The organism is Lysobacter cavernae, from assembly GCF_042648505.1.
In the GTDB taxonomy this organism is placed as follows: domain Bacteria; phylum Pseudomonadota; class Gammaproteobacteria; order Xanthomonadales; family Xanthomonadaceae; genus Lysobacter_L; species Lysobacter_L cavernae.
The window spans coordinates 1-24,439 of record NZ_JBHRXK010000006.1 but is presented as its reverse complement, the minus strand read 5'-3'; the positions used below and the strand labels follow the sequence as shown (position 1 = coordinate 24,439).

General features: G+C 65.6%; 18 protein-coding genes and 1 pseudogene. 15 read left to right on the top strand and 4 right to left on the bottom strand.

Going from position 1 to position 24,439, the window contains the following annotated elements; genetic code table 11:
* Positions 1-24 precede the first annotated feature (24 nt).
* Genes ACFOLC_RS12735 through ACFOLC_RS12720 form a run of 4 tightly spaced genes read left to right on the top strand, consistent with a single transcriptional unit; the run spans position 25 to position 7,143 of the window.
* The gene (locus ACFOLC_RS12735; protein ID WP_386759636.1) at positions 25-1,503 is read left to right on the top strand and encodes a hypothetical protein; all 1,479 of its coding nucleotides are present in this window, start codon (positions 25-27) and stop codon (positions 1,501-1,503) included.
* A 23-nt stretch (positions 1,504-1,526) separates the two neighbouring features.
* Positions 1,527-5,303 (top strand): type VI secretion system membrane subunit TssM, encoded by a 3,777-nt coding sequence (tssM, locus tag ACFOLC_RS12730; RefSeq protein ID WP_386759635.1) that lies wholly within the window; start codon positions 1,527-1,529, stop codon positions 5,301-5,303.
* Complete coding sequence (gene tagF / locus ACFOLC_RS12725; protein ID WP_386759634.1) at positions 5,303-6,307, top strand: type VI secretion system-associated protein TagF; 1,005 nt, start codon at positions 5,303-5,305, stop codon at positions 6,305-6,307. Before tssM ends, tagF begins: the two co-directional genes overlap by 1 nt.
* Before the next feature lie 2 nt (positions 6,308-6,309).
* Complete coding sequence (locus ACFOLC_RS12720) at positions 6,310-7,143, top strand: OmpA family protein (RefSeq protein WP_386759633.1); 834 nt, start codon at positions 6,310-6,312, stop codon at positions 7,141-7,143.
* Between the two features lie 52 nt (positions 7,144-7,195).
* Here the strand turns inward: ACFOLC_RS12720 and tssA are convergent, their stop codons facing one another.
* Positions 7,196-8,236, bottom strand: a complete 1,041-nt coding sequence (tssA, locus tag ACFOLC_RS12715; RefSeq protein ID WP_386759632.1) for a type VI secretion system protein TssA — start codon at positions 8,234-8,236, stop codon at positions 7,196-7,198.
* Positions 8,237-8,504: 268 nt separating this feature from the next.
* On the opposite strand from tssA, the gene ACFOLC_RS12710 reads away from it, so the two are divergent.
* The 11 genes and pseudogenes from ACFOLC_RS12710 to ACFOLC_RS12660 all read left to right on the top strand — a co-directional run bounded on the left by ACFOLC_RS12710 (position 8,505) and on the right by ACFOLC_RS12660 (position 21,940).
* Positions 8,505-11,381: a type VI secretion system Vgr family protein gene (locus ACFOLC_RS12710; protein WP_386759752.1), complete on the top strand. Its 2,877-nt coding sequence runs from the start codon at positions 8,505-8,507 to the stop codon at positions 11,379-11,381.
* Between the two features lie 3 nt (positions 11,382-11,384).
* Entirely contained in the window at positions 11,385-12,215 is an 831-nt protein-coding gene (locus ACFOLC_RS12705; protein ID WP_386759631.1) for a DUF4123 domain-containing protein, read from the top strand.
* 5 nt (positions 12,216-12,220) lie between these two features.
* Positions 12,221-12,826 (top strand): DUF3304 domain-containing protein, encoded by a 606-nt coding sequence (locus ACFOLC_RS12700; RefSeq protein WP_386759630.1) that lies wholly within the window; start codon positions 12,221-12,223, stop codon positions 12,824-12,826.
* Positions 12,827-12,847: 21 nt separating this feature from the next.
* Complete coding sequence (locus tag ACFOLC_RS12695) at positions 12,848-14,824, top strand: T6SS phospholipase effector Tle1-like catalytic domain-containing protein (protein WP_386759629.1); 1,977 nt, start codon at positions 12,848-12,850, stop codon at positions 14,822-14,824.
* Positions 14,817-16,005, top strand: a pseudogene (locus ACFOLC_RS12690) (DUF2345 domain-containing protein); the annotation flags it as partial. The gene ACFOLC_RS12695 and the pseudogene ACFOLC_RS12690, both read left to right, overlap by 8 nt.
* 3 nt (positions 16,006-16,008) lie before the next feature.
* The gene (locus tag ACFOLC_RS12685) at positions 16,009-16,854 is read left to right on the top strand and encodes a DUF4123 domain-containing protein (RefSeq protein WP_386759628.1); all 846 of its coding nucleotides are present in this window, start codon (positions 16,009-16,011) and stop codon (positions 16,852-16,854) included.
* A gap of 53 nt (positions 16,855-16,907) precedes the next feature.
* Complete coding sequence (locus ACFOLC_RS12680; RefSeq protein WP_386759627.1) at positions 16,908-17,405, top strand: DUF3304 domain-containing protein; 498 nt, start codon at positions 16,908-16,910, stop codon at positions 17,403-17,405.
* On the top strand, positions 17,402-19,057 hold the full coding sequence (locus ACFOLC_RS12675) for a phospholipase effector Tle1 domain-containing protein (protein WP_386759626.1): 1,656 nt from the start codon (positions 17,402-17,404) through the stop codon (positions 19,055-19,057). Before ACFOLC_RS12680 ends, ACFOLC_RS12675 begins: the two co-directional genes overlap by 4 nt.
* A 7-nt stretch (positions 19,058-19,064) precedes the next feature.
* Positions 19,065-19,952 carry a hypothetical protein gene (locus ACFOLC_RS12670; protein ID WP_386759625.1) on the top strand — a complete coding sequence of 296 codons (888 nt, stop codon included), beginning with the start codon at positions 19,065-19,067 and terminating at the stop codon, positions 19,950-19,952.
* 21 nt (positions 19,953-19,973) lie between these two features.
* Positions 19,974-21,002, top strand: a complete 1,029-nt coding sequence (locus ACFOLC_RS12665; RefSeq protein WP_386759624.1) for a T6SS immunity protein Tli4 family protein — start codon at positions 19,974-19,976, stop codon at positions 21,000-21,002.
* A 74-nt stretch (positions 21,003-21,076) separates the two neighbouring features.
* Positions 21,077-21,940 (top strand): IS3 family transposase, encoded by an 864-nt coding sequence (locus ACFOLC_RS12660; RefSeq protein WP_386759623.1) that lies wholly within the window; start codon positions 21,077-21,079, stop codon positions 21,938-21,940.
* Between the two features lie 9 nt (positions 21,941-21,949).
* On the opposite strand, the gene ACFOLC_RS12655 is transcribed toward ACFOLC_RS12660, so the two are convergent.
* The 3 genes from ACFOLC_RS12655 to ACFOLC_RS12645 all read right to left on the bottom strand — a co-directional run bounded on the left by ACFOLC_RS12655 (position 21,950) and on the right by ACFOLC_RS12645 (position 24,314).
* Positions 21,950-22,933: a type VI secretion system Vgr family protein gene (locus ACFOLC_RS12655; RefSeq protein WP_386759622.1), complete on the bottom strand. Its 984-nt coding sequence runs from the start codon at positions 22,931-22,933 to the stop codon at positions 21,950-21,952.
* 188 nt (positions 22,934-23,121) lie between these two features.
* A complete protein-coding gene (locus tag ACFOLC_RS12650; protein WP_386759621.1) occupies positions 23,122-23,697 on the bottom strand; it encodes a lysozyme inhibitor LprI family protein in 576 nt (191 codons plus the stop codon).
* Between the two features lie 65 nt (positions 23,698-23,762).
* Entirely contained in the window at positions 23,763-24,314 is a 552-nt protein-coding gene (locus ACFOLC_RS12645) for a hypothetical protein (RefSeq protein WP_386759620.1), read from the bottom strand.
* Between the last annotated feature and the right edge of the window lie 125 nt (positions 24,315-24,439).

The window sequence follows — 24,439 nt, the reverse complement described above, 5'->3', positions numbered from 1 at the left end:
AGGCGTGGGCTCATGGAGCGAGGCATGAACATCGCGAAGATCGCACGCAGCCTGGTGCTGATCGCGCTGGTGTTCGTCGTGGTCGGCGGCCTGGTCGTGTTCTGGTGGAACGTCACCGACACCAACCCCAGCGGCCGCGATATCGCGCTGTACCTGGGCGTGCTGCCGGCGGGTCTACTCGGCTCGTACTGGCTGCTGCGCTGGGGCCGCACGCGCGCGCAGGCCCGACGCGAGACGCGCGCGGCCGCCGTGGGCGAACCGGCGCCCGGCACTGGCGGAGAATCCATCGAGGCGGCGATGCCCGCACCCGACTACGTGCTGCACGTGCTGGCCGGCGCGGTGCTGCTGCCGGCCGGCGCGAGCGCCGATGAAGTCGCCGCGGCGCTGGTCGAGCCGCAGCGGCCGGGCCTGCACCCGCAGCTGCGCGACGAATCCGGCTTGCCGGTGTTCGCCGCGCAGGTTGAAGGGGTCGACGCCGGGGCGATCGCCGATGCCCTGCGCGCCCACCTGCACGATGACGGTGCCGTCGGGCAGGGGGTCGATGAGGAATGCCTGCGCGCGCTGGCGCTGCTTGACCCCGTCGCCGAGGAGTTGCTGTACGTGGCGCTGCCGACGTCGGCGCCGGCCGACGAACTGCTGCCGCCGACCACGCCCTACGGCAACTCGCGCGTGGTGCGCTCCTCGGCACCGGTCTCGCTGCTGCGCGTGCGCCTGTTGTTGCCGGCGCAGTGGCCGCAGCCCGTGCGCGAGGCGGCGACGCAATGGTTGCTCGCCAAAGCCGTGGCGATGGGCTACACCGCCGACCAGCTCAGTATCGAAAGCCTGCCCGTGACCGATGGCGCCGAAGTCTGGCGGCTGCTCGACCACCTCGGCCAGGCGCTGGCGCGGGCGCCGGATCACGACCGCCAGCTGCTGCTAGCGGCGCATTCGCACCTGGGTGAGCGCAGCATTGAGCAACTGATCGCGCGCGGCCGGCTGCTCAACAGCCGCCGCCAGGAAGGGCTGCTGCCGGGCGAGGGCGCGGCCGGCGTGCTGCTGGCCGCGATTGCCCCTGCTGATGCCGACACGCCGCCGTTGCAGATGCACCGCGTTGTGCACGGGCGCAACCACGCGGCCGCACAGAGCCGCGCCGCGGTGCGCCAGGCCAGTGAACTCGTGCAGCGAGCGCTCACCACCGCGGCGCAGTCCGCGGAAACCATACGTACCGTCGTCAGTGACGCCGACCACCGCCCCAGCCGGGCGATCGAGATCGCCGGCGCGGTGTCGATGGTGTTGCCCGAACTCGATCCGGTCCAGCACTGCCTGCACCTGGGCGTCGCCTGCGGCGACCTCGGGCCGGTGGCGCCGCTGGCCGCATTGGCGGTCGCCGCCGCGCAGGCCGCGCGCGATGCCGCGCCGGTGCTGGTGGTTGGCCTGGCCGCTGACGACACGCGCGCGGCCTTGGCCGTGACTCCGCTTCCCACTCCGACGGCCGCCGCTGAGGCGACGGCCGCGGCCGCTTAACCGACCAGGGATGTAGTGCTTTGATGAGCAGGCTCAGATATTGGCTGATGGACTACCGCGTGATCGCCGCGATCGGCGTGGTCGCGGCAGCGGCGGTGATGTACTTCGGCGCCGACAAGCTCAAGAGCTTCGGCAGCTGGGCGCTCGCCGCGGCGGTGCTCGGCCTGCTGGTGTGGGCGCTGGTGTGGCTGGTGCGCCGCATCCTCGCCGCGCGCGCGGCCAAGCGGCTGGACGCGATGGTGGCGCAGCAGGCCGACCACGCCGTGGCCACCGCCAAGCCCGCCGCGCGTGCCGACGCGGAGGTGCTGCGCGAGCGGATGAGCGAGGCGATCAAGGCCATCAAGACCTCCAAGCTCGGCCTGATGAAGGGCAGCGCGGCGCTGTACGAGTTGCCGTGGTACGTGATCATCGGCAACCCGGCGGCCGGCAAGAGCACCGCGATCCTCAACTCCGGCCTGCGCTTTCCGTTCGAGGACAACCGCAGCAACGTCATCCACGGCCTCGGCGGCACCCGCAACTGCGACTGGTACTTCACCACCGAGGGCATCGTCCTCGACACCGCCGGCCGCTACACGGTCAGCACCGAGGACCGCCTCGAGTGGCTGACCTTCCTTGACCTGCTCAAGAAGAACCGCCCGCGTGCGCCGATCAACGGCATCATCATCGCCGCCTCGATCGCCGAGCTGTCGGGCAGCAAGCCCGAGTTCGCCATCGACCTGGCCAAGAACCTGCGCCAGCGCGTGCAGGAGCTGACCGAGCGCCTGGAAGTGTTCGCGCCGGTGTACGTGGTGTTCACCAAGGCCGACCTGATCGCCGGCTTCAGCGATTTCTTCCGCGGCCTGGACCCGTCCGAGCGCGAAAACGCCTGGGGCGCGACGTTGCCGTTCGACCGCAAGGGCGAGACCGACGCGCTGGCCGCGTTCGACAGCCACTTCGATCAACTCTCCGAAGGGCTCAAGGAAATGGGCCTGTCGCAGATGGCGATGCAGCGCGGGCGCGAGGTCGCGCCGGGGCTGCTGACCCTGCCGCTGGAATTTGCCGCGATCAAGCCGGCGCTGCGCACCTTCATCGCCACGCTGTTCGAGGAGAACCCGTACCAGTTCCGTCCGGTATTCCGTGGTTTCTACTTCACCAGCGCCCTGCAGGAAGGCGTGTCGGTGCAGCACGCTTCCGAGCGCGTCGCCCGCCAGTTCAGCCTGCAGCCGCGCGCCGCCACCAGCGAGCGCACGCCGGTGTCGGACAGCAGCCACTTCCTGCTCGGCCTGTTCCGCAAGGTGATCTTCGCCGACAAGCAGCTGGTGCGGCAGTACTCCAGCCCGACCCGCAACCGCCTGCGCTACGCCGTGTTCTTCGCCTCGGTCGCGGCGCTGGCGATCGCGCTGGCCGGCTGGACCTGGTCGTACACCAGCAACAAGCAACTGGTCGCCAATGTCAGCGCCGACCTCGACAAGGCGGTGCAGGTGCAGAAGGACCGCGTCGACCTGCAATCGCGGATCGAGGCGTTGCTGATCCTGCAGGACCGCATGGAGCAGCTCGACCGCTACCGCGAGGATCACCCGGTCAGCATGGGCCTGGGCCTGTACCAGGGCGAGCGCATCGAGCAGAAACTGCGCGCCGAGTATTTCCACGGCATGCGCCAGCTGATGCTGGACCCGGTCGACGCCAAGCTCGAAGGCTATCTGAGCGACGTCATCGCCCACCGCGGTGAGCTCAAGAAACAGGCGCCGGCCGGTACTGAGCCGGCGGATGCGGGCGCCACGGCGGCGGCGCCGGCGACCGGCGGTCTCTATCAGGACGTCTCGGCGACCAACGCGGATGATGCCTACAACGCGCTCAAGACCTACCTGATGCTGGCCGACCGCTCGCGCGTGGAGACCAGCCACCTCAACGACCAGCTGACGCGCTTCTGGCGCGGCTGGCTCGAGGACAATCGCGGCAGCATGCCGCGCGAGGCGATGGCGCGTTCGGCCGAGCGGCTGATGACCTACTACGTCAACCAGGCCGCACAACCGACCTGGCCACAGATCGAGCCCAAGTTCAGCCTGGTCGACGACAGCCGCCAGGCCCTCAAGCAGGTGCTGAAGGGCCAGCCGGCGCGCGATCGCGTCTATGGAGAGATCAAGCAGCGCGCGGCAACGCGCTACTCGCCGACCACCGTCGCCAGCCTGCTCGGTGAGGACAAGAGCAGCACAACGGTGGCTGGCAGTTACGCGGTCAACGGTGCGTTCTCGCGCGCGGCCTGGGACGGTTACGTCAAGGACGCGATCAAGGAGGCCGCCAACGAGCAGCTCAGCAGCACCGACTGGGTGCTGGAGCAGACCGTGCAGAGCGACCTGACCCTGGCCGGCAGCCCCGAGCACATCGCCAAGGAGCTGACCGGGCTGTACAAGGACGACTACACCCGCGAGTGGCGCAAGTTCCTGCAGGGCGTGACGGTGGCCGATTTCGGCACCTTCGACCAGGCCGTGGCGCGCATGAACACGCTCGGCGATCCGGCCAACTCGCCGCTGCGCAAACTGCTCGAGGCGGTCAACCGCGAAACCATCTGGGACAATCCGGCTGCGGCGAACAAGGCCTTGGGGGCAGCGAAAAAAGGCTTCGTCGAGTGGTTCAAGCGCGTGATCATGCGCCGCAACCCGACCTCGATCCCGGTGCAGATCAATCCTTCCACCGGCAAGGAAGAGCCGGTGCCGATGGGCCCGATCGGCAAGGAGTTCGAAGGCCTGGCGCGACTGTTGGCGCCGCGCGACAACAGCCCACCGCTGCTCGACAGTTACTTCGAGACGCTGGGCAAGGTCCGCACCCGTTTGAATTCGATCAAGACTCAGGGCGACCCGGGGCCGGGTGCGCGCAAGTTGATGCAGGAGACGCTGGACGGCAGCAGCTCCGAGCTGGCCGAGGCGCAGCGCCTGGTCGACGAGCAGATGCTCAACGGCATCAACGACAGCCAGCGCCAGTCCCTGCGACCGCTGCTGATGCGGCCGCTGATGCAGAGCTACGCGGCGCTGGTGCGCCCGGCCGAGGGCGAGATCAACCGCACCTGGGCGGCGCAGGTGTACGAGCCTTTCCAGAACGGCCTGGCGCAGAAGTACCCGTTCAACGAGGGCGCCTCGGTCGAGGCCGCGCAGAGTGACATCGACCAGATCTTCGGCCCCAGCGGCGCGATCGCCAAGTTCGGCAGCGAGGCCCTGGGCAGTCTGGTGATCCGCCGCGGCAACACCATGACGCCGCAGCGCTGGGCCGACATCGGCATCAACCTGCGTCCGGAGCTGATGACGCATTACGCGACGTGGGTCGGCGGCAGCGCGGCGGCGGCCGGTGGCAGCGCGATGATCTTCGAGGTGCTGCCGTCGGCGGCGACCGGGCGCGAGTACACGGTCACCATCGACGGCCAGCAACTGCGTTACCGCAACACGCCGCCGCAGTGGACCACGTTCCAGTACCCCGGCACGCAGGGCGCACCGGGCGTGCGCGTCGACGCGATCACCACCGACGGCCGCACCGTCGAGGTGTTCAACGCGCCCGGCCGCAACGGCATGTCGCGCCTGTACACCGCCGCGCAGAAACGCAACATCGGCGACAACCACTTCCAGCTGACGCTGGCCAACGGCGGCGCCGACGTGTCGTTCGAACTGCGCATCATCAGCATGCCGCAGGCCAACGCGGCGCAGAGCGGCGGCGGCATGCGCGGCCTGAAGCTGCCGCAAGCGGTCGCCGGCACCGCGCCCGTGGCGGCGCCGTCCGCCGCACCGGCGGGTGCTGCGGTGGCTGCCCCGGCTGTGCCGGCAGGGAGCTACTGATGCTCGCTGTTGACGCCATGCCGGTCAGTTACTTCGGCAAGCTGCCTTCGCGCGGCGATTTCGTGCGCACGCCCGAGAGCCACCAGCTGATGACGCTGCTCGACCGCTGGGCCGGCAGCGGCGTCGAGTTGCTGGCGCAGGACCCGGCCTGGAAGCAGCTGTACGACAACGCCGTGCCGATGCATTTCGCCTTCCTTGGTTCGCGCAGCCGGCTGGCGATCGGTGGGCATTTCCTGCCCAGCCGCGACGCCACCGACCGCCGTTTCCCGTTCCTGTCGGCGACGCGTCTGGAAGTGGCGCAGCCGCTGGATTTCATCGGCCGCAGCCCGTTGGCACTGGCGCGGTTGTGGTCCAACCTCGCCCGCCTCGGCAAGCAGGCCGTGCAGGCCGACGACGCCGGCGAGCCGTTGCGCGAGCTGGCCGAGGCGCGGGTGGCGGTGAGCGCCGATCCGGCGGTGTACGAGGCGCCGTTCGTGGATTTCCTCGACATGCAGGACGTCGGCTCGCTGCAGAGGCTGCTGCGCGAATCCGGCCACGCGCGCGTGCAACTGAAATGGGTGCTGCCGGCACTCGGGCTGCTGCTGCAACCGCTGCTCACCGGCACCGGTGCGCACATCGACAAGGGCCTGGCCCTGCCGTTGCCGCGCGACCCGCTGTACCGGCCGCTGGTGGCGGCGTTCTGGCTGGACCTGATCAGCGGCTTCGTCGCACGCGCCGATTTCGAGTTGGCCATCTTGATCAAGGATGGCCTGGTCAGGGACGGCGCGGGTGGCGCGCCGCAGCTGATCGTCGGCTTCAACGGCGCCGATGGCCGCACCCTGCAGGCCGCGCTCGATCCGCAGGTTGCGGCCGAACAGATCATCCGTGTCGACGATGCCGAGTGGGTCGATGACCACGTGGCCGGCGACTACGCGCTCAACAAACTGGTCAGCTACCTCGAGCGCGACGAATTGTCGCTGCGCGTGGCGCGCAAGGCCTTCGGCGAAACCTTTCTGGGAGTTTGAACATGCGCCTGTCCGTACCGAGGTCGCACGCATTCCGACCGTGGCTGATCGCCGGCCTGGCGTTGGCCGTGGCCGCCGTGCAGGCGCAGACCGCTGTCGCACCGCTGCCGGCGGCGTCGACGACGCCCGCCGCGTCGGCGGCGGCCAAGCCGGTGGTCGCCGCCGGTACCGTGCCCGACGAGGCGACCAAGGCCGCCGTGCTCAATCGCCTGCGCGAGTTGTACGGCGCGCAGCGCGTGGTCGACCGCATCCAGGTCGATGCCGTGGTGGCGCCGCCGAACTGGCGCCAGCACGTGGTCACCCTGCTTGGCCCGGGGTTGCAACAGGTATCGGCCGGCAAGCTCGAGATCAACGGCAACGCCGTGCGCATCAGTGGCGAGGTCGGCAACGAGGCACAGCGCCAGCAGGTGGTCAGTGATTTGTCGACCGCGCTCAGCAACCCGACCTACACCATCACCAATGCGCTGCGCAGCGGTGGCGGCAAGCAGAACGTGCTCGATGCCGCGCTGGCCAACCGCATCATCGAGTTCCAGAGCGGCAGCGCGACGCTGACCCCGCAGGGCCAGGCGGTGCTCAATGAGATGGCCGCGGCGATGCGCCAGATCGGCAACGCGCGCGTGCAGGTCATCGGCCACACCGATGCGGTCGGTCGCCGCGAGTCGAACGTGGCGCTGAGCCTGGCGCGCGCCGGCGCGGTACGCGGCTACCTGGAGCAACAGGGCATCGCCGGCGGCAACCTGACCGTGCTCGGGCTCGGCCCCGATCAGCCGGTGGCCGACAACGCCACGCCGGACGGGCGCGCGCGCAACCGCCGGATCGAGTTCCGCGTGCTCTGAACCGCCTTGCCCGCATCCGCGGCACCGGCTGGCGCCGCGGGGCAGCGCACGGTCAGTACTCGCCCTGCGCGTTGTCGCCGGTGTCGAGCAGTTCCTCGATCTGGCTCAGCGTGCTGTCGTCCTTGATCACGCGCTTGAGCCACACGTGCAGCGGCATCTCGCCCCAGCGTGCGGCCTTGTCGGCGAGGTACGCCACCGGGCTGTGCGGCTCGGTGCGGCGGAAGAACTCGGCGACCCGGCGCAGCTGCGCGATCGCCTCCTTGCGCGAATCGATCGTGCCGAAGGCCGGGCCACCGCCGTGGCCGGCCGCCGCCGCGCCGGAAGGGTCGGTGGCGCCGTCTTCGCCAGTGTGGCCGTCGACCAGCACGCCGGCCTCGCGCGCGAAGCGGCGGGCGGTGTCGTTGAGGTGGTCAAGCTGGTCGCGTGCCGTGGCGAAGCTGGGGCCGTCCTGGCCGAGGTGGGCGTCGACCGACTGCTGCAGTTCACGCAGCGCCTCGCGGCAGTCGGGCACGGCCTCGATCAGGCGCAGGTAAAACTCGTGCGGGGTGGCGCGCCGCGCCGCCTCGATCGCCTCGACACTGGCAGCGCCACCGGCGTCCTCGTTGCCGCGCCGGGCATGCGCGGCCTCGATGTCGGCCAGGCTGTAGCGGCCCTGCGCCGATTGCACCAGCGGCAACCGGCGCAGCCACTGCGCCGACTGGTCGAGCAGCCAGCTGAGGTTGCCGACGCGCTGCTCAAGGTCGCTGTCCTCGATCTGCGGGTGGACCTGGTCCCAGTAGCGGTCGCACAGCGCCGCGACCAGGCGGTAGCCCTGGGCGAGGCCGGCGAAACCGTGCAACTGGGTCTGCGATTCGGCCCACCAGGCGGCCAGGCGCAGGTCCTTGCTGCGTTGCTGCAGCAGCTTGCCGCACTGGCTGGCGACGACCGGCCAGTCGGCGGTCTTGAGATCGGTGACCCACTCGCCCTGTTCCAGCGACGGATCGTCGGCGCGGCGGGCTTCGAGGATCACGTCGTATTCGACGGAGAACGACAGGTCTTCACCGCAGGGGTTGGCGTCCGAGATCGGCGCCAACAGGGCATCCAGTTCCAGCATGGCAATCCATTGGTGCGGGAGTCGTCGGGATTCTACATAAGGCTGACGCGGGTGGACGCGGCCGGGCGGTTTCCTACCCTACGCGGCAGCACGGCGGCGGCAGTTCTGGTAACTTGACGCCGTGCGTCAGCCGATGGTCGCAACCGCTGGGAGCGGTGCGGTGTCGGTCCGGTGAGGGGTTGCGCCGGTCATGCGATCCGTCGCAACGGTGGGGCGCGGTGGCAGCAGAGCCATTCATGGAGGAATCGGCGTGGCGTGGGACGAAGGGATGCAGGGGTTGCTGGCGGGTCTGGCGCGATTTGCGGGCGCGGACCGGCTGTACACGCTGGAAGCCGGTGGCCTGGACGCGTCGGCGTGGGCGGTGGAGCGCTGGCAAGGCGTCGAGGCGCTGTCGCCGGGCGACGCGAGCGGTGGTTTCGAATGGTGGGTCGATGCGCTGTCGGTGGACGCGCACCTGCCGCTGGATCAATTTCTGGGACAACGCGCGACGCTGTGGACGCGCCTGGCCGACGGCGGCCGGGTCGGCCGCAGCGGCTTGGTGCGCGAGGCGCAGTGCGTGGGCAGCGACGGCAGCCTGGCGCGTTACCGGCTGAGTCTGGTGCCGTGGACCTGGCTGCTGGGACAGGGCCGGCATTCGCGGGTGTACCAGGACAAGACGGTCGTGCAGATCGTCGAGGCGGTGTTCGCCGGCTACGCGCCGTTGGCGGCATGGCAATGGGGCGACGAGGTCGCCGCGTTCCTCGCCGGTACGCGGCCGCGCAGCTACTGCGTGCAGTACCGCGAGAGCGACCTGGCGTTCGTGTCGCGGCTGCTGGCCGAGGAAGGCCTGGGCTGGCGGCTGGAGGAGAACGGCGACGCCCCGGGCGGCCACCGCGCGGTGCTGTTCGCGCAAAGCGGCCAGGGCCCGCAGGAGGCCAGCGCCGAAGCCGGCGGCGGCATCCGCTTCCACCGAAGCAACGCCACCGAGCAGGCCGACACGGTGCAGGCGTTCGGCGCGGTGCGGCGGATCGGATCGACCGCACTGACCCTGATCAGCGACGACTACAAGAGCACGCAAGCGAGCAGCACGAGCCTGTCGCTGGGCGAGGACGCGAACGTGGCACGGCTGGAGGTCTACGACCCGGTCGGCGCGTACGCATTCGCCAATCGCGATGAGGCTGAGCGCACGGCCGGCCTGATCGCACAGGCGCGCGATGCCGAACGTGCGACCTGGCTCGGCCAGGGCACGGTGCGCACCTTCCGCGCCGGCACCTGGTTCGCCCCCACCGACGCGCCCCGCGACGGCGAGACGCCGCCGGAAGAGGCATTGCTGGTGACGGTGCGCCACGCCGGCGTCAACAACCTGCCCAAGGCGGTGCGCGAGGGCATCGACGCGACCTTGGGTGCCGCCGCGGTCCCACTCGACGGTGGCGTCGTGCCGGCCGCCACCTGGCAGGCCGTGCTGGCGCGCGCCGAAGCGGTCGGCTACGCCAACGCCTTCACCGCCGTGGCGCGGGCGCAACCGTGGCGGCCGGTATTGGCCGACGGCACCGGTGCGCGCCTGAACCCGCGCCCGACCGCGCCGGGCTACCAGACCGCGCGCGTGGTCGGGCCCGATGGCCGAGCCACGCCGCAGGGCAGCCACGAGCTGCACGGCGACGCGCTGGGCCGGGTCCGGGTGCGGTTCCATTTCCAGTCGGACGCGGCCGATACGGACACCGCGGCCGACAGTTGCTGGCTGCGCGTGGCCCAGCGTTACGCCGGCCCCGGGGTCGGCAGCCAGTTCCTGCCGCGGATTGGCCAGGAAGTGCTGGTGGCGTTCCTGGAAGGCGACATCGACCGGCCGGTGGTGGTCGGTGCGTTGTACAACGGCCAGGGCGAGGCCGGCGTGCCGGCGACCCCGGGCGGCAAGAGCGCCGAGACGTCACTCGACGCCTACGCCCAGGCCGGCGACCACGCGCCGAGCGCGCAGGGCAACGCCGCCGGCGGCCACGCCCCGGCCTGGCACGGCATGAGCGGCGACGGGGACGGCCACCGCAATGCCGCGGCGCTGCTGGGCATCGTGTCCAAGGAGTTCGGCGGCAGCGGCCACAACCGGCTGGTGTTCGACGACAGCGACGGCCAGCTGCGCCTGCAACTGGCGACCACGCACGCCGCCAGCCAACTCAACCTGGGCCACCTGATCCACCAGGCCGACAACCACCGCGGCAGCTTCCGCGGCGAGGGCTTCGAGCTGCGCAGCGACCGCTGGGGTGCGGTGCGCGGCGAGCGCGGGCTGTGGATCAGCGCCTACGCCCGCAGCGCCGGGGCCCCGGCCGGCGAGCAGATCGCCGCGACCGCCCTGCTCAAGCAGGCCGCGCAATTGGGCCAGACCTTTTCCGAAGCCGCCGGCACGCACCAGACGGTCAAGCTGGCCGCGCACGAGGGCGTGACGCAGGCGAAGCAGTCGCAGCTGATCAAAGACCAGGCGCCGCTGCAGGCGTTGCAGACCAGCGCCAGGACCACGGTCAGCGGCCAGGCCCTCGACGAAGCCCAAACCCAGGCGCGCGAGCACAAGGCTGACGCGGGCACGGGCCGGGTCCCGCACAGCGGCGACCCCCTGCTCGGGCTGGCGGCGCCGGCCGGGATCGGCGTGGTGGCCGGGCAGAGCCTGCAGTGGGCGGTGGGCGAGACCCTGACCCTGGCCAGCGGCCAGGCCAGCAACGCCGCCATCGCCAAGGACCTGCGCATCCACGCCGGCCAGGCGATCGGCTGGCTGGCCAACGCGGTCAAGCCAGGCGCCAGCAGCCATGACGCGACCAACGCAAGCGCAGCAACCGTCGCGCTGAGCCTGGTGGCGGCACAAGGCCAGCTGGAGTTCGAGGCCCAGCACGGCATCGCCAAGCTGCAATCCCGCGAGCAGTTGAAGATCGTCAGCGCCAACGCGCAGGTCGAACTGGCGGCCGGCAAGACCGTGCACCTGGCCACCGCCGGCGGCGCGAGCATGACCATCGAAGGCGGCAACATCACCATCGCCTGCCCGGGCACGATCACGGTGCATGCGGGGAAGAAGGCGTTTGTGGGGCCGGTCAATGAGAGTTTCGCTCTTCCAAAATTCCCGGACTCCGTGTGCGAAGAATGCATCAAGCGTGCCGCCGTGGCGGCGCAAGCGTTCGTGGTGAGGTGAGGTATGAAACATGCGGTCGACCTTGACGTGCCTCTTGCGTTGGACGATGAGCGAGCTGCCATTACCAAGGCTCTTTGGGCTGCGGCGTCTGAGGCAAAAGCAAGCCTGTACGCGACGTTGGACCTGGCGGCCATGGACGAGCCGCAACGTTGGCTGCAACGGTTGAAGCGCAGAGGCAGTGCGCGCGACCTGTTTTTGTCACAGCCAGAAGGCAGTGCTGAAACGTTGGCGGTGTGGCTAGTCGGGTTGAGGCCGGATGGCAGCCCGATGGCGGATGCGATCACGATACGCTCCATCGTGGATCAAGCGCTGCAACTGGATTGCGTCACATGGCTTGTGTCCGATCTGGCGTTGGAGACGTTGGCTGAACGTCTTTCGCAGCGGTTGACAGCGAGCACTCCGGAGGGCGAAGCGCTGTTTCGTTACTACGACCCGCGTGTGCTTCCGGTCTTGCATTACGCCTGTGACGAAACGCAGCGCAATTCCTTTTTTGCACTCGGCCACAGCTGGTGGTACCTCGACGCGTACCGCTGCTTGCAAGGGATCCCTATAGTCGCCGCTTCGAGCCAGGACACGTTTGTAGCACCCATGCCGATTCGCGCAGTCCAGGCGGCGGCAATGCAAGTCGTTTCGGAGCGGCACCAATTGGTGCGTTTTCTCGGAAAGCGGCGTCCCATGCAGCTTGTGAGGTGGAGCTTTGGTCAGCGGATGGCTTTTGTGGAAGAGCAGGATCAGCACGCACAGGCCGAGGGGCTGGTCGACTTCCCCGATCGATTGAACTATTGCCTGAATGTATTGGATCAGCTGGTTTTGACCACTGTGGAGCAAGGATGAATCGAATGACTGGGTATTCCCGCTATCCCCGGCCGGTGCTTTGGTGCTGGTCGCTGGCGTTGCTGGCAACGCTGGCACTGATGACGGGTTGCCGTGCCAATCCGCCCCCTGCCTCTGTGGGTCTCGGCGAGCCTGGCCCCAATGGGCCGTTCGACCTGGCCATCCACAGCTACAACTACACCGACCACTACATCGACAGCTTCTACGTCAATGGGGTCTGGGGCGGGAATGTCCGTGTCAGCAAGGCCACATCCGGCGGTGGAGGAGGCGCCTGCTGCGTGCGCTGGTATCCCCTTTTGCCGCCACCCAAGAAGTACACCGTGCGCTGGGTCGCCGATGCGTGCAAGCATCAGGTCGAAGTGGGGGGAGGGGTCTTTGATAACTACAAGCAGCATTGGAAGGAACAGGAAGTTACGTTGACCACGCCAGTACCGGCCCGTCCCGAGTACTTCGAGGTGCATTTCTACAAGGACGGGCATGTCGAGGTGGCGATCACCGACGTCTATAGCCCGCCGCGGCTGAAGCTGCCGGTGGACGAGCGCGGCCGTCGTCCGGGCGTGCCGGACTGGCCGCAGTGCACCGCGGAACAGATGCGCACCTACGTCGATTGATTGCAGACAAGGAGTGTCACCATGCCCGTCCGCCCCGGCAGCCCCGACCACAAGGGCCCGCCCGCCCCGCCCGATGTGCGTACCTTGCAACGCAGCGCTGACCCGGAAGCGGGAGCGGCCGCGACCACGCCGGCAGCAATGCCGGAAGCGGTCGCCGCCGCAAAGGCTGACGTACAGTGCGTCGGGCCGGTCTGCCGCATCCCGCTGTGGATCAGCATTTTCTTCGACGGTACAGGCAACAACCGCGAGGCCGACGAACCGACCCATCGTGATAGCAACGTCGCGCGGTTGTACCGCGCGCATGTTGAAGACGATTCGGCGGAAGGGATCTACCGAGTTTACGTCCCCGGCATCGGCACCTATTTCCGCGAGATCGGCGACCCCGGTGAAACCAACACTGGCAAGGCCTTTGCCGCCTACGGTGATGCGCGCCTGCAATGGGCGATGCGTCAGCTGGATCTGGTAGTCGCCAAGTACCCGGCCAACCGCGTCCTGGACGTCAATGTGGCGCTGTTTGGATTCTCGCGCGGTGCGGCACTGGCACGCGCCTTCGCCCTGCGCCTGGCCAAGCGTGTGACGCGGCAGAGTGGAAAATGGACTTGGGACAAGGCCCCAGTGCCCTTTCGCCTGCGTTTCATGGGCATCTTCGACACGGTGGCCTCGGTGGGGTTGCCGGCAACGGCCGACACCCTGCTGTCGGCCCGCATCGCCAAGGGCTGGGTGTCGCTGGAAGACGGCCTGCGCGCGCGCGGCGGCGACCCGGCAAGCGGGCCGTTGACGCTCGCGTTCGGTGCGCCGGGTGCCGACCCTACCCCTGGCAATCCCGACGGCCATTCGGACTGGGCCAGTGACCTGCACATCCCACAGTTGGCCGAACGTTGCGTGCATCTGGTGGCTGCGCACGAGCAGCGCAATTCGTTCCCGCTGGATTCGGCGCGCAACGGCCGCGGTTACCCAGGCAATTGCGTCGAGATCGTCTATCCGGGCATGCACTCCGATGTGGGCGGAGGCTATTTGCCAGGATTCCAAGGAAAAAGTCTTGATCGTCGAGAGGCGTTGAGCAACATCCCGTTGCGGGCCATGCATGCCGAAGCAGTCAAGGGTGGGGTGCCACTCGAGCCCATAGGGCAATTCAAGAACGGCGAGCTAGAGCTCGACTTCCAAGTCACTCCGGACTTGATCAAGAGCTGGAAACACTACATGACCAAGGCCGGCAACACCGCTCGCCCACTGGGCCATGCCGTGCTCGCCCACATGCGACTGTACTTCGCCTGGCGCTTCCAGCGCATCCGTACCTACCAATATTCAGAGGTTCCGAAAGCCGAGCGCTTGCCTAACGAACGCGACATCCGCGCAGGCGAACGTGCGCACCAGCAACAAAAGGCCGCTGCGAATCACGAGATGCAGCGGCTGCAGAACAGTCCCGAACTGCGAGCGGCGGAAGATGCAATGCGACGCGCAGACCAGGACTACCAGGCCGCCATGCGCAACATGGCCCGTTTTGGTGACCCCAACGGCAAATTGGCTACCGCCGCAAAGGCGCGTGACGTGGCCCAACAACGCCTGGAGGAGGCGAAGGACCCCTATCTGCGCGCCCAGGCGAGAGCCGCTGGAATTCCCGGCGGCAGCGTCGACAACCTGCTAGTCTACGACCGCCAACTGGTGCGCGATGCCGAAATGTTGAGCCGCCTTGTTAAGGGTGGGGCGAACCGGGCGCCACTGCGCCCGCACTACGCTGCGTTGGTGCAGGCCTACGAGAACGAGTTCATACACGACCAGGGATTGCGCGACGCGGAAATTATTGCGTTCTTCGACAACTACGTGCACGACTCGCTGGCAGGCTTTGCTATGGACGCCTCGTTGCCATCCGATCCACGGGCCATCTATATCGGTGGTGACGAAGAAGCGCAGTACGCGCGGAGCGGAGGAGATGAAACCGGCACGCTGCTCGCTGCCGGTGAAGTGCAAGAATCAGGAGAGGAGTCGGCCGCAGCGTAGTAGTAACGCAATGTTTGCGGCCGACAGTTGCTGGCTGCGCGTGGCCCAGCGTTACGCCGGCCCCGGGGTCGGCAGCCAGTTCCTGCCGCGGATCGGCCAGGAAGTGCTGGTGGCGTTCCTGGACGGCGACATCGACCGGCCGGTGGTGGTTGGCGCGCTCTACAACGACCAGCCAACTCAACCTGGGCCACCTGATCCACCAGGCCGACAACCACCGCGGCAGCTTCCGCGGCGAGGGCTTCGAGCTGCGCAGCGACCGCTGGGGTGCGGTGCGCGGCGAGCGCGGGCTGTGGATCAGCGCCTACGCCCGCAGCGCCGGGGCCCCGGCCGGCGAGCAGATCGCCGCGACCGCCCTGCTCAAGCAGGCCGCGCAATTGGGCCAGACCTTTTCCGAAGCCGCCGGCACGCACCAGACGGTCAAGCTGGCCGCGCACGAGGGCGTGACGCAGGCGAAGCAGTCGCAGCTGATCAAAGACCAGGCGCCGCTGCAGGCGTTGCAGACCAGCGCCAGGACCACGGTCAGCGGCCAGGCCCTCGACGAAGCCCAAACCCAGGCGCGCGAGCACAAGGCTGACGCGGGCACGGGCCGGGTCCCGCACAGCGGCGACCCCCTGCTCGGGCTGGCGGCGCCGGCCGGGATCGGCGTGGTGGCCGGGCAGAGCCTGCAGTGGGCGGTGGGCGAGACCCTGACCCTGGCCAGCGGCCAGGCCAGCAACGCCGCCATCGCCAAGGACCTGCGCATCCACGCCGGCCAGGCGATCGGCTGGCTGGCCAACGCGGTCAAGCCAGGCGCCAGCAGCCATGACGCGACCAACGCAAGCGCAGCAACCGTCGCGCTGAGCCTGGTGGCGGCACAAGGCCAGCTGGAGTTCGAGGCCCAGCACGGCATCGCCAAGCTGCAATCCCGCGAGCAGTTGAAGATCGTCAGCGCCAACGCGCAGGTCGAACTGGCGGCCGGCAAGACCGTGCACCTGGCCACCGCCGGCGGCGCGAGCATGACCATCGAAGGCGGCAACATCACCATCGCCTGCCCGGGCACGATCACGGTGCATGCGGGGAAGAAGGCGTTTGTGGGGCCGGTACAGCAGAACTATCCGCTGCCCGCTTTCCCGGGAACGGTCTGCAAAGAGTGTCTGCTGGCGGCCGCGCAGCGGGCAGCGCCGTTCCCCAGGAAAAAATGAGGCATGGTCAAAATTCCTCCGTTGCAGCTTACGCGCGCGCGACTTGAAACAAAGCGCTACCTGCTGGTGGATGGCGCGCAATGCAAGACGCCATCCCATCTGTTGCGCCAGTCATCGTCGCGAATAATGGTCGCTCCTTTATTCAGTGGCCTGATGGCGGACAAGACGACGGATGTTTCGCCTTATTTAGTGCAACTGCTTGAAGATGGCGATCCATCAAGGCAATTGCAGCTGCTGGCCGCCTCAATCACGTCAGTGGGTGCTGTGACCGTGATTGAAACCCTGGCTCATTTCCATGATCTGCTGCAGCGGCTGACTCGGCGGCTCGACCTCGTGTTGGGTGACGACACCGGCTCTCTGGCACGCTACTTCGACGGTCGCGTGCTGCCCCACCTCGCGGGAGCGCTAACCCAGGAGCAACATGCTGCTTTCTTCAGCCTGGCGCGGCGTTGGTGGTATGTGGCACCAGATCTTTCGTGGAAGGTGCTGGACGGAAGCTATACCGAGATGGACGCATTCACTCCCCCGCTTCGACTGGACGAGCAGCAACGCAATGCAGTAATCGACGGCTGTTACCCGCACACCATGATCGAGCATTTCGCCCTCACGGATGGCGAACTGTTGGACACGGTGCTCGAGATGGAGCGTTACGACTTCTTCCGGCAGGTGCTGGATTCTGCCAAGACCTACGGCATCACGGGCGGGCCGGATGCTGTGCGCTTCTGTGCCGAAGCGTTGCTGACCGGATTCGACTTCCACCTGCAGCCGGAGTGGATTGGTCCGCTCGCCGAGGTCCGCGCGGGGCGCCGTCGGTTGCGGCAAGTAATCACAGATATTTACGCGAACTGAACTTCGAGAGCATGTTGACCACAGATTGTTACGGCAGCGAGGAGATGTGAATGATGAGTGGACGATGGATCGCGGCTGTAGCTCTAATGGTGGGACTGATGTTTCTCGGAGGGTGTGCGGCCATGGCAAAGGGTGGCGAGAAAGGCGGCAAGTTGGTGAGTGAGGGCGTCTCCCTTTTCGCTTTCAACTATACCGGTCGCTATATCGGAGACATCCGAGTAAATGGCATGTGGCTTGGTGGCGCTGGGGCGCATAGCAACAGCGGTTCTGCCGCTGGACTGTTGGCGCCGCGAGATCGAAGCAAACGACATAGCGTCAAAGTTACATGGGTCGTGGCGGATGTTTACGACATCTCTACAAACAAGTATCAACGTCGACCTGACGAGCCTCATGAAGCGATGGTGGAACTCGCGTTCCCCTATCCGGAGCATCCAAGCGAATTGATCCTGCACTTCTTTCCCGATGGCCATGTTGAGGCTGAGCTGATCCAGGGCATGGCCAACGTCTGGAAGGCTCGTCGTATCCAGCCACCCGAGGGCTACAAGCGATGAGCATCGACTATGTCAGCAAGATTTCCGGTCAGGTGGATCTGGTGCCGGGATCGCCCGATCCGATTCCCGATGCCGACGCCACCGCCCGCACGGCGCGACTGGCGCGCGGTATGCGCAAGCTGACCGATCAGGAGCGGCGCCAACGCCAGGACGCACTGGCCTGCACTGCCCCAGAAAAAGAGGAGGCCATGACGGGGTGCACGCAAACGCTGCACTACACCGTGTTCTTCGACGGTACCGGCAACAACCTCGAGCAGGACCGGGACACCGGTGCCATGAGCAATATTGCCAAGCTCTCCCTGGCGCATAAACCCCGAGCACCCAACATCCTGCCGGATTACATCCCCGGCGTCGGCACGCCCTTCGACAAGATTGGAGACGAAGGCGGGACTCCCGGCCTGGCCCGCGGCGCGCGTGCCGACGACCGGATTGACTACGCCCTGAAGCGACTGGACGAGCTGATCGACAGCTACCCGGCCGAGGTCAAGATCCTGCTGGTCAACGTCAACGTGTTCGGTTTCTCGCGCGGGGCGGCTCAGGCACGGGCGTTCATCCGCGACCTGACGGGCAAGTGCAAACAGGATGACGGGCGTTATCACTATCGCGACAAGCCGATCCGGATCGCCTTTGCCGGCCTGTTCGATACCGTGTGCTCGGCCTGGGAGCGGATGTTCCCGGATGCGATGTACAGTCGCAACGGCGGTCACAACGGCTGGGCCGAAGACGTGAAGTTGTCCGGCATGGTGGAGCAGAGCGTGCACATGACCGCCGCGCACGAGGCACGGCGTCTGTTTCCGCTGGACTCGACCCGGGTCGATGCCCGTTACCCCGACAACGCGATCGAGATCTGGTATCCCGGGGTGCATTCGGACGTGGGCGGGGGCTATGCGCCGGACTATCAGGGGCGTGAAAATACCATCGCCCGTTTTGCCTTGCACGAAATGTACGATATGGCGTTCGCAGCCGGGGTGCTGTTTCAGAGCTTTTCCGATCTCCCAGGTCGAGTGCAGGAAGAGTTCAACAAGGACGACCCCGAATTGCGTGAGGTCTACAACGCCTACCTGCAGGCAGTGCCGAAGAAGCAAGGTCGCCTCGAAGAGGTGCAGGTGGGGCACATGGAACTGCTGCATCGCTGGCTGAAGCATCGTGTCGAGCACCATGACAACACCGCCTCCATGGCGCGCATGAGCGAAGAGCGGACCAGACTCGAAGCCGAGCTGCGTACGGTCCGGCGGGAAAGGATGCGTCTTGAGTCGCAATTGCGTCCGTTCGACACTTACCCATCCATTGCGGATCCGAAGCTGCAGGCACAGTATGAAACGGCGGCGACGGAAGAGCGTGCCCTTCGCGAGAGGTTGTCCACGGTCAAGAAATACCAGAAGCAATTGCGCAGCGAAGACCGTGACCTCGACGACGGCATCAAGAAGATCTATCGCAAGCGTGAGAAGGGCGAACACTTGAATATGGCCGAGGGGGCCATGCTGCGTGCCTGGGACAATCCAGAGCCTCTGCCGGAACCGGTGACCCGCTTCTTCGATCGGTTCTCACATGATTCGATTGCGCACTTTGGACTCCTAGGTGGCCAGCTGACCGATTGGAGATGCATCTATTTCGGCGACACCAAGTACAGACCTGTCGACGTGAGCCACTAATTCGAGTGTGCGCAGCGACAAGGTGGTGGTGCTGACGCATTCGATGGGTGGGTTGGTCACCCGGGCCGCCTTGCATAACCAGTACGGCGATGCCGAGGACAAGATGCTGGGCGTGGGCCACGGCGTGATGCCAGCCAATGGTGCCGGCGCTGCGTACCATCATGTGCGGGCAGGCTATAGCGGCCTGAGTCGGTTTGTCCTCGGTCGTAATGCTGCCCAGATCACCGCTATCTTCGCCAATGCACCAGGTCCGTTGGAGCTGTTGCCAAACCATCAGTATGGCAATGGGTGGCTGCAGGCCAAGGGCGTGGACGGAGAGGCTGTTCTGGCGCTACCGGAAAGCGATCCATATGCCGAGATTTACTATGAAAAGGATCGCTGGTGGCGTCTGGTCGATGAACAGCTCGTGGACCCGGCAGGCTCCACACAAAATGCCAAGATTCCCATTTCACCCCGTGAATCCTACCTGTCCAATCTGCTGATCGCCAACGACTTCCATGTCACGCTGAGGACCGGCTATCACGCCGAAACCTATTCGCACTACGGTGCTGATCCCGGCTTGCGCAGTTACCAAAATGTGGTGTGGAAGTCCGACGATGCGATAAAGGCCGACGCAGCGGGATTGCTGGCCGCGCTGCCGCGTCCGGGTGAGAGCAATCCAGTTTCCGTTCGGGTTGGAGGGCGCGAATTCGAGTTCGAGATCGCCGCCCCGGCTGAGCCTGGTGACGACACCGTGCCCCACAACTCCGGTGCAGGCCCCGAATTAGCCGGTGGATACCGGCAGAGCTTCAAGCTGACGCAGATGAGTGAGGCCCACGCGGGCTTCTATGATGATGAGGGTGCGCGCCAAGTTTCCTTGTACGCCATTGGAAAAATATTGAAGCGGATATCGTGATCATGAGCAGGAGAGTCCCACATGCCCCGGTTCCCTCTCGCGCTTGGCGCCACCATTGTTCTGGTGGCCTGTGCGACCGCATCCTCTAGTGAGAAATCCATGGCGAGCGAAAATCACACCAGTACCTGGTGTATTGGCCACTTTCTGGTCGACCTTCCAACAGGGGCGCGTGTCAAGGTTGACGGAAGCTATTACAACGTCGAGGTCGAACAGCAGGGACAGGCCAAAGATTTTTCGGCGATCGAAGGTTCTCTGCGCAAGCGTGCGGCCGAACTGGATGCAAAGAAAACCCAGGTTCCCGATTCGCCGCTGGCTCGCAAAATGAAGGTCGATGGTTACTTGAGCGTGGCGCCTACACGTCTGCTCGGGTTCACGGCGACCTCCGAAGAGGCGGTGCTGGCTTACCATTCCACCGAAGGCAGTGGGGCTTTCATCGCCGAGTTGCACAAACTCTATGGCAATGAACATTACCGTTTCCAGGAAAAGCACAGTGGTGCAGGGCGCTATCCTGCTGTGCGCGACGCGCTGATCCAGACCGCTGGGCGCTTCAAGCCGCTGCGCCCTGGCGAAGTGCCAACATCATCAGGCTTCTGTGTAGGCGAAGGACTGTTCGTAGAGGAAGGGCGACAGGACGTCGGCGGTCGTGCGACGTTGTATGCAACCTTTCCCCAGCATCCTGAAGTTAAATTCAGTGTCGATCTCTCCGGTCTTCATAAGGCCGACAACGAGCCGTCGTTAGCCGATCGAGTCGGCGGCGAGCTTGCCCATCTGTCCAGCCAAACTCAAGGTCTTAACACTATCCGGCGCGGCAAAGAAAGCTACGGCGGACAGTTAGGTTATGAGATTGACATCAGCGCCCCGCGTGGAGGCGGCGGCCGTATTTACAAGTATTTCTGGAGTGCGCAGGGGGTGCCCAAGGACCCGCTGAGGCCGTTCATTGAGGCGCAGCTGATAACGGATGAATCTGCGAAGGCGACGCTAAATGACGAGCAGATTGATGATCTGTGGAAATCGATGGTGGGCAGCTTGAGGCTGCGATCGGAGCGCTAAGCGGCGAGGTGCGGTTCCATTTCTAGTCGGACGCGGCCGATGCGGACACCGCGACCGACAGTTGCTGGCTGCGCGTGGCCCACGTTACGCCGGCCCCGGGGTCTCGGCAGCCAGTTCCTTTCCTGACGGAAGTTCACAGGCGATCACTGAGCCGGTCCTGCGGTTACCTCGGATTGTCCCGTGCCGCTTGGTATCGCCCGCCACTGGACTGGACGGTGCGCGATGCCGAGATTATTGCCGCCCTGGCAGGCCTGGTTGAGGAGCGCCCCGCCCGGGGCTATTGGAAATGCCGGAAGCTGCTGAAACGCCGCCGTCCGGAGTGGAACCACCAGCGAATCTACCGCGTGTACATCGCCATGAAGCTCAACCTGCGCCGCAAGGCCAAACGCCGACTGCCAAAACGCGAGCGCGTACCGCTGTACGTCCCGAGGATGCCGGACACGGTGTGGTCGGCCGACCTCATGTCCGACGCGCTCGCCAACGGTCGTCGCTTCCGCACCTTCAACGTCGTGGATGACTTCAACCGCGAGGTACTGCACATCGAGGTCGACACGTCGATCTCGTCTCTACAGCAGGTGCGCATCTTCGAGCAACTCAAGCGCGACCATGCCCTGCCACAGGTGCTTCGGACCGACAACGGCCCAGAGTTCCTGGGCGAGGCCTTCGTGCAATGGGCCAAGGCCAACGGCATGGCCATCCAGTACATCCAACCGGGAAAACCCAACCAGAACGCCTACATCGAACGCTTCAACCGGACGTTCCGCGAGGAGGTCATGAGTCAGTACCTGTTCGCTACCCTCGACGATGTTCGGGAGGCGACATGGTGGTGGATGCAGGAGTACAACGAACAGCGACCGCACGACGCCTTGGGCGATCTGACACCGGCCGAATACCGCCAACAAGCCGCCAGAAGTTCTATTTTAGAACTGTCTGCTTGACGGGGAAGCTTACGCGGCGGCGATGCGGTCGGGGGATTCGACGAACAGCAGCGGCCGCGCGAACCGTTCGACTGGGGTTCCGCCGTTGCGTGAGCCGCCGGACGGCTTGGTCGCCGCCTGGCCGTTGACGGGGCCGGTGTAGCGGCCGTCGTGTTCGACATCGAGCGCGGCGATCAGCGCGGTCTGCCCGGCATTGGCGGCCAGCGCCATGACCCGGTGCTGGCCGGCGGCGTCGCTGAGCGCCTGCGCGGTCTGCTCGGCGCCGCGCATTTGCGACACCGCCTCGGCGACGTCGAACTGGGTCGAGGCGGCGTTGGCGCGGGCGCTGGCCGAGAGCAGCACGCCCTGGCCGGCCTGCAGGTTGGCCCAGCCCAGGGTGGCCAGGTCGAAGCCCTGGCCGCGCAGGGCGCCGCGCTGTCCGTTGTGGTGGTCGATCAGGTAGCCCAGCTCGAGTCGACTGTCGGCCAGGCTGGTGTGCAGGCGCTGGCGCAGCTGGCCGGGGGCATCGTCGACCAGCCATTGCTGGGTGCCGCTGCCGTCGAGCGATTGCGTGTGCAGGCCCGAGAGCGTGCCGAGGTGGTTGCTGGCGTCGCTCAACGCGAACGGTGGTGCAACGTCACCGTTGAACAACTGGCCGCTGACCACCGGCTGGTCGATGTCGGCGTGCAGGAACTCGACCAGCACCTCGGCGCCGATGCGCGGCAGGGCGTGGCTGCCCCAGTTGGGGCCGGCCAGCCACTCGGCCACGCGTACCCAGGTGCCGCAGGTGTGGTCGCCCGGTGCGTGGCCGTCGGGGTGGCTGCTGGAGCCGGCGTCGTCGAGGCCGCCGGTGTGTGGCGCGGTGCCGCGCTGCCAGGCGAACTGGATGCGGACCTGATGGTCGCGGCTGGCGGTGTTGGCGGCGTCGGGCAGGCCGACCACGCGCGCGGTCTGCGCGCCGGGGGCGAGCGGCTTGGGCCGCGCCAATGGCACGAGGGCGGTGTCGGCCGGCACGGCGAGGAAACGGTTGCGGTAGCTGCCGTGTTCGAGATTTGGATGAAGCCAGGTTGGAAAAGAGCGAGCTAAGCAACAATCACGAGCCGTGTTTAACCGCCTTGATCAAAAAGCGAGCGAATGCTCTAGGCATCCTTATAAGGGGAAAAATTTTCGCTTTGTCGCCATCAGTAACATGTGATAGTCGGCTAGTAGCTACGGTTGAAGTTCGTTCGAGCCTTGCAGTTATCTTCGTTCTCCTTCTTCACTTGTCCTTGGAGTTCGCAGTTCTGAGAAACATACCTCGACCATTTTTGGTCTTGCGAAGCACTATTTTTTAGCTTACCCATAAGTTCAGCTCGGTCATAACCAGCTCGTTCCAGAGCGCTAACTGCTCTATAGAATTCACGGTCCTGGCTTGAGGTATAGAGGCGCTCTATCTCGGCCGCGCGATCAGAAGTCAGCAGGGCAAGACACAGCGTCCTCTCGATGTCGGCTTCGTTTCCAGGCAGTGTCTCTGTATAGATATCCTGACAGTATTCATCTCTAAAGCTAAGCCAGGAAATTTGCGCTTCCTTGAGTGTCGGCTTCTTGGCGGGAAGCAGTGCCAGGGCTTTTCGGTAGTTTGAATTTAAATGTGCATCAGCCTTTTTCAGCTTATCGGAGGCGCATGCCAAAAGATCCTTGGTAACAATGCTGTTGCAGGCCTGGGACTGGCTTTGCGATGAAACTTGATGCGGGTAGCAAAGTGCGAATAGTGCCGTGATTATTCCCAACAGTCGCATTTCAGGCCTCTCTCAAAGAATTCCGCTTCTTTGTCCCTTGGTAAGTAAGCCGCTCTGGTTGGCGTTTATTTTTGATCAAGAAGCGTACGAATGCTGCGGGCGTCCTTGTAGGGAAATGTGACCTTCTTACCTTCAAGCGTGCCATCCAACCCAGACCCGATCTTCTTCTCTATGTCGGTGAGGCGAAGAAAACCGCGGCCTTCGGCGGCCGGCCTGTTGGCATATACATAGGTGCGGTAATAGTTGCCGGAGGTGCTGAGGCCTGGGTGTCTGATTTCCCAGGAAACAAGCAGTAGAAGTTCCTGGCTGCCATTTTTGTCGACATCCTTCAGAAATACTGACTGAATGTTCGGAGGGCCACCTTGTGGCCCAATTTCGGCGACATACTCGGCGGTAAGTGCGTTTCCCTTGGGACTTATGCTGTAAACGTCGATGCTCGGGTCAGTGTCGGCATTTCGCCTCACGTAGAGGAACTGCAGAATGGAGCCTGTTATGGGGAAATTGATCCTAACTGGGTCGGATGCAATCTCGGTAGCTATATCAGGCTGCTGCGCCAATCCGTTACGTGAAAACAATATGGCGGCAAAAAGAATAACCAGAAAAAATTTGCGCTTCATGTTTTACAATCCTTCTGGCGTAGTGTAGCGGTAATCCCCCCGCCAGTTAGCTGACGCCATAGGTGGAATTTTCTCGTAGTCTTTCCCGAGGAGGTTCCATGAAGCAGTCCCGCTTTACCGACAGC

Bases quoted from the DNA above. Each gene is read 5' to 3' on its own strand.
- ACFOLC_RS12705 (WP_386759631.1), top strand. From the start codon at position 11,385: ATGAAACATGCGGTCGACCTTGACGTGCCTCTTGCGTTGGACGATGAG.
- ACFOLC_RS12720 (WP_386759633.1), top strand. From the start codon at position 6,310: ATGCGCCTGTCCGTACCGAGGTCGCACGCATTCCGACCGTGGCTGATC.
- ACFOLC_RS12645 (WP_386759620.1), bottom strand. From the start codon at position 24,314: ATGAAGCGCAAATTTTTTCTGGTTATTCTTTTTGCCGCCATATTGTTT.
- ACFOLC_RS12685 (WP_386759628.1), top strand. From the start codon at position 16,009: ATGGTCAAAATTCCTCCGTTGCAGCTTACGCGCGCGCGACTTGAAACA.
- ACFOLC_RS12695 (WP_386759629.1), top strand. From the start codon at position 12,848: ATGCCCGTCCGCCCCGGCAGCCCCGACCACAAGGGCCCGCCCGCCCCG.
- ACFOLC_RS12735 (WP_386759636.1), top strand. From the start codon at position 25: ATGAACATCGCGAAGATCGCACGCAGCCTGGTGCTGATCGCGCTGGTG.
- tagF (WP_386759634.1), top strand. From the start codon at position 5,303: ATGCTCGCTGTTGACGCCATGCCGGTCAGTTACTTCGGCAAGCTGCCT.
- ACFOLC_RS12650 (WP_386759621.1), bottom strand. From the start codon at position 23,697: ATGCGACTGTTGGGAATAATCACGGCACTATTCGCACTTTGCTACCCG.
- tssM (WP_386759635.1), top strand. From the start codon at position 1,527: ATGAGCAGGCTCAGATATTGGCTGATGGACTACCGCGTGATCGCCGCG.
- tssA (WP_386759632.1), bottom strand. From the start codon at position 8,236: ATGCTGGAACTGGATGCCCTGTTGGCGCCGATCTCGGACGCCAACCCC.
- ACFOLC_RS12665 (WP_386759624.1), top strand. From the start codon at position 19,974: ATGCCCCGGTTCCCTCTCGCGCTTGGCGCCACCATTGTTCTGGTGGCC.
- ACFOLC_RS12680 (WP_386759627.1), top strand. From the start codon at position 16,908: ATGAGTGGACGATGGATCGCGGCTGTAGCTCTAATGGTGGGACTGATG.
- ACFOLC_RS12675 (WP_386759626.1), top strand. From the start codon at position 17,402: ATGAGCATCGACTATGTCAGCAAGATTTCCGGTCAGGTGGATCTGGTG.
- ACFOLC_RS12710 (WP_386759752.1), top strand. From the start codon at position 8,505: ATGCAGGGGTTGCTGGCGGGTCTGGCGCGATTTGCGGGCGCGGACCGG.
- ACFOLC_RS12700 (WP_386759630.1), top strand. From the start codon at position 12,221: ATGACTGGGTATTCCCGCTATCCCCGGCCGGTGCTTTGGTGCTGGTCG.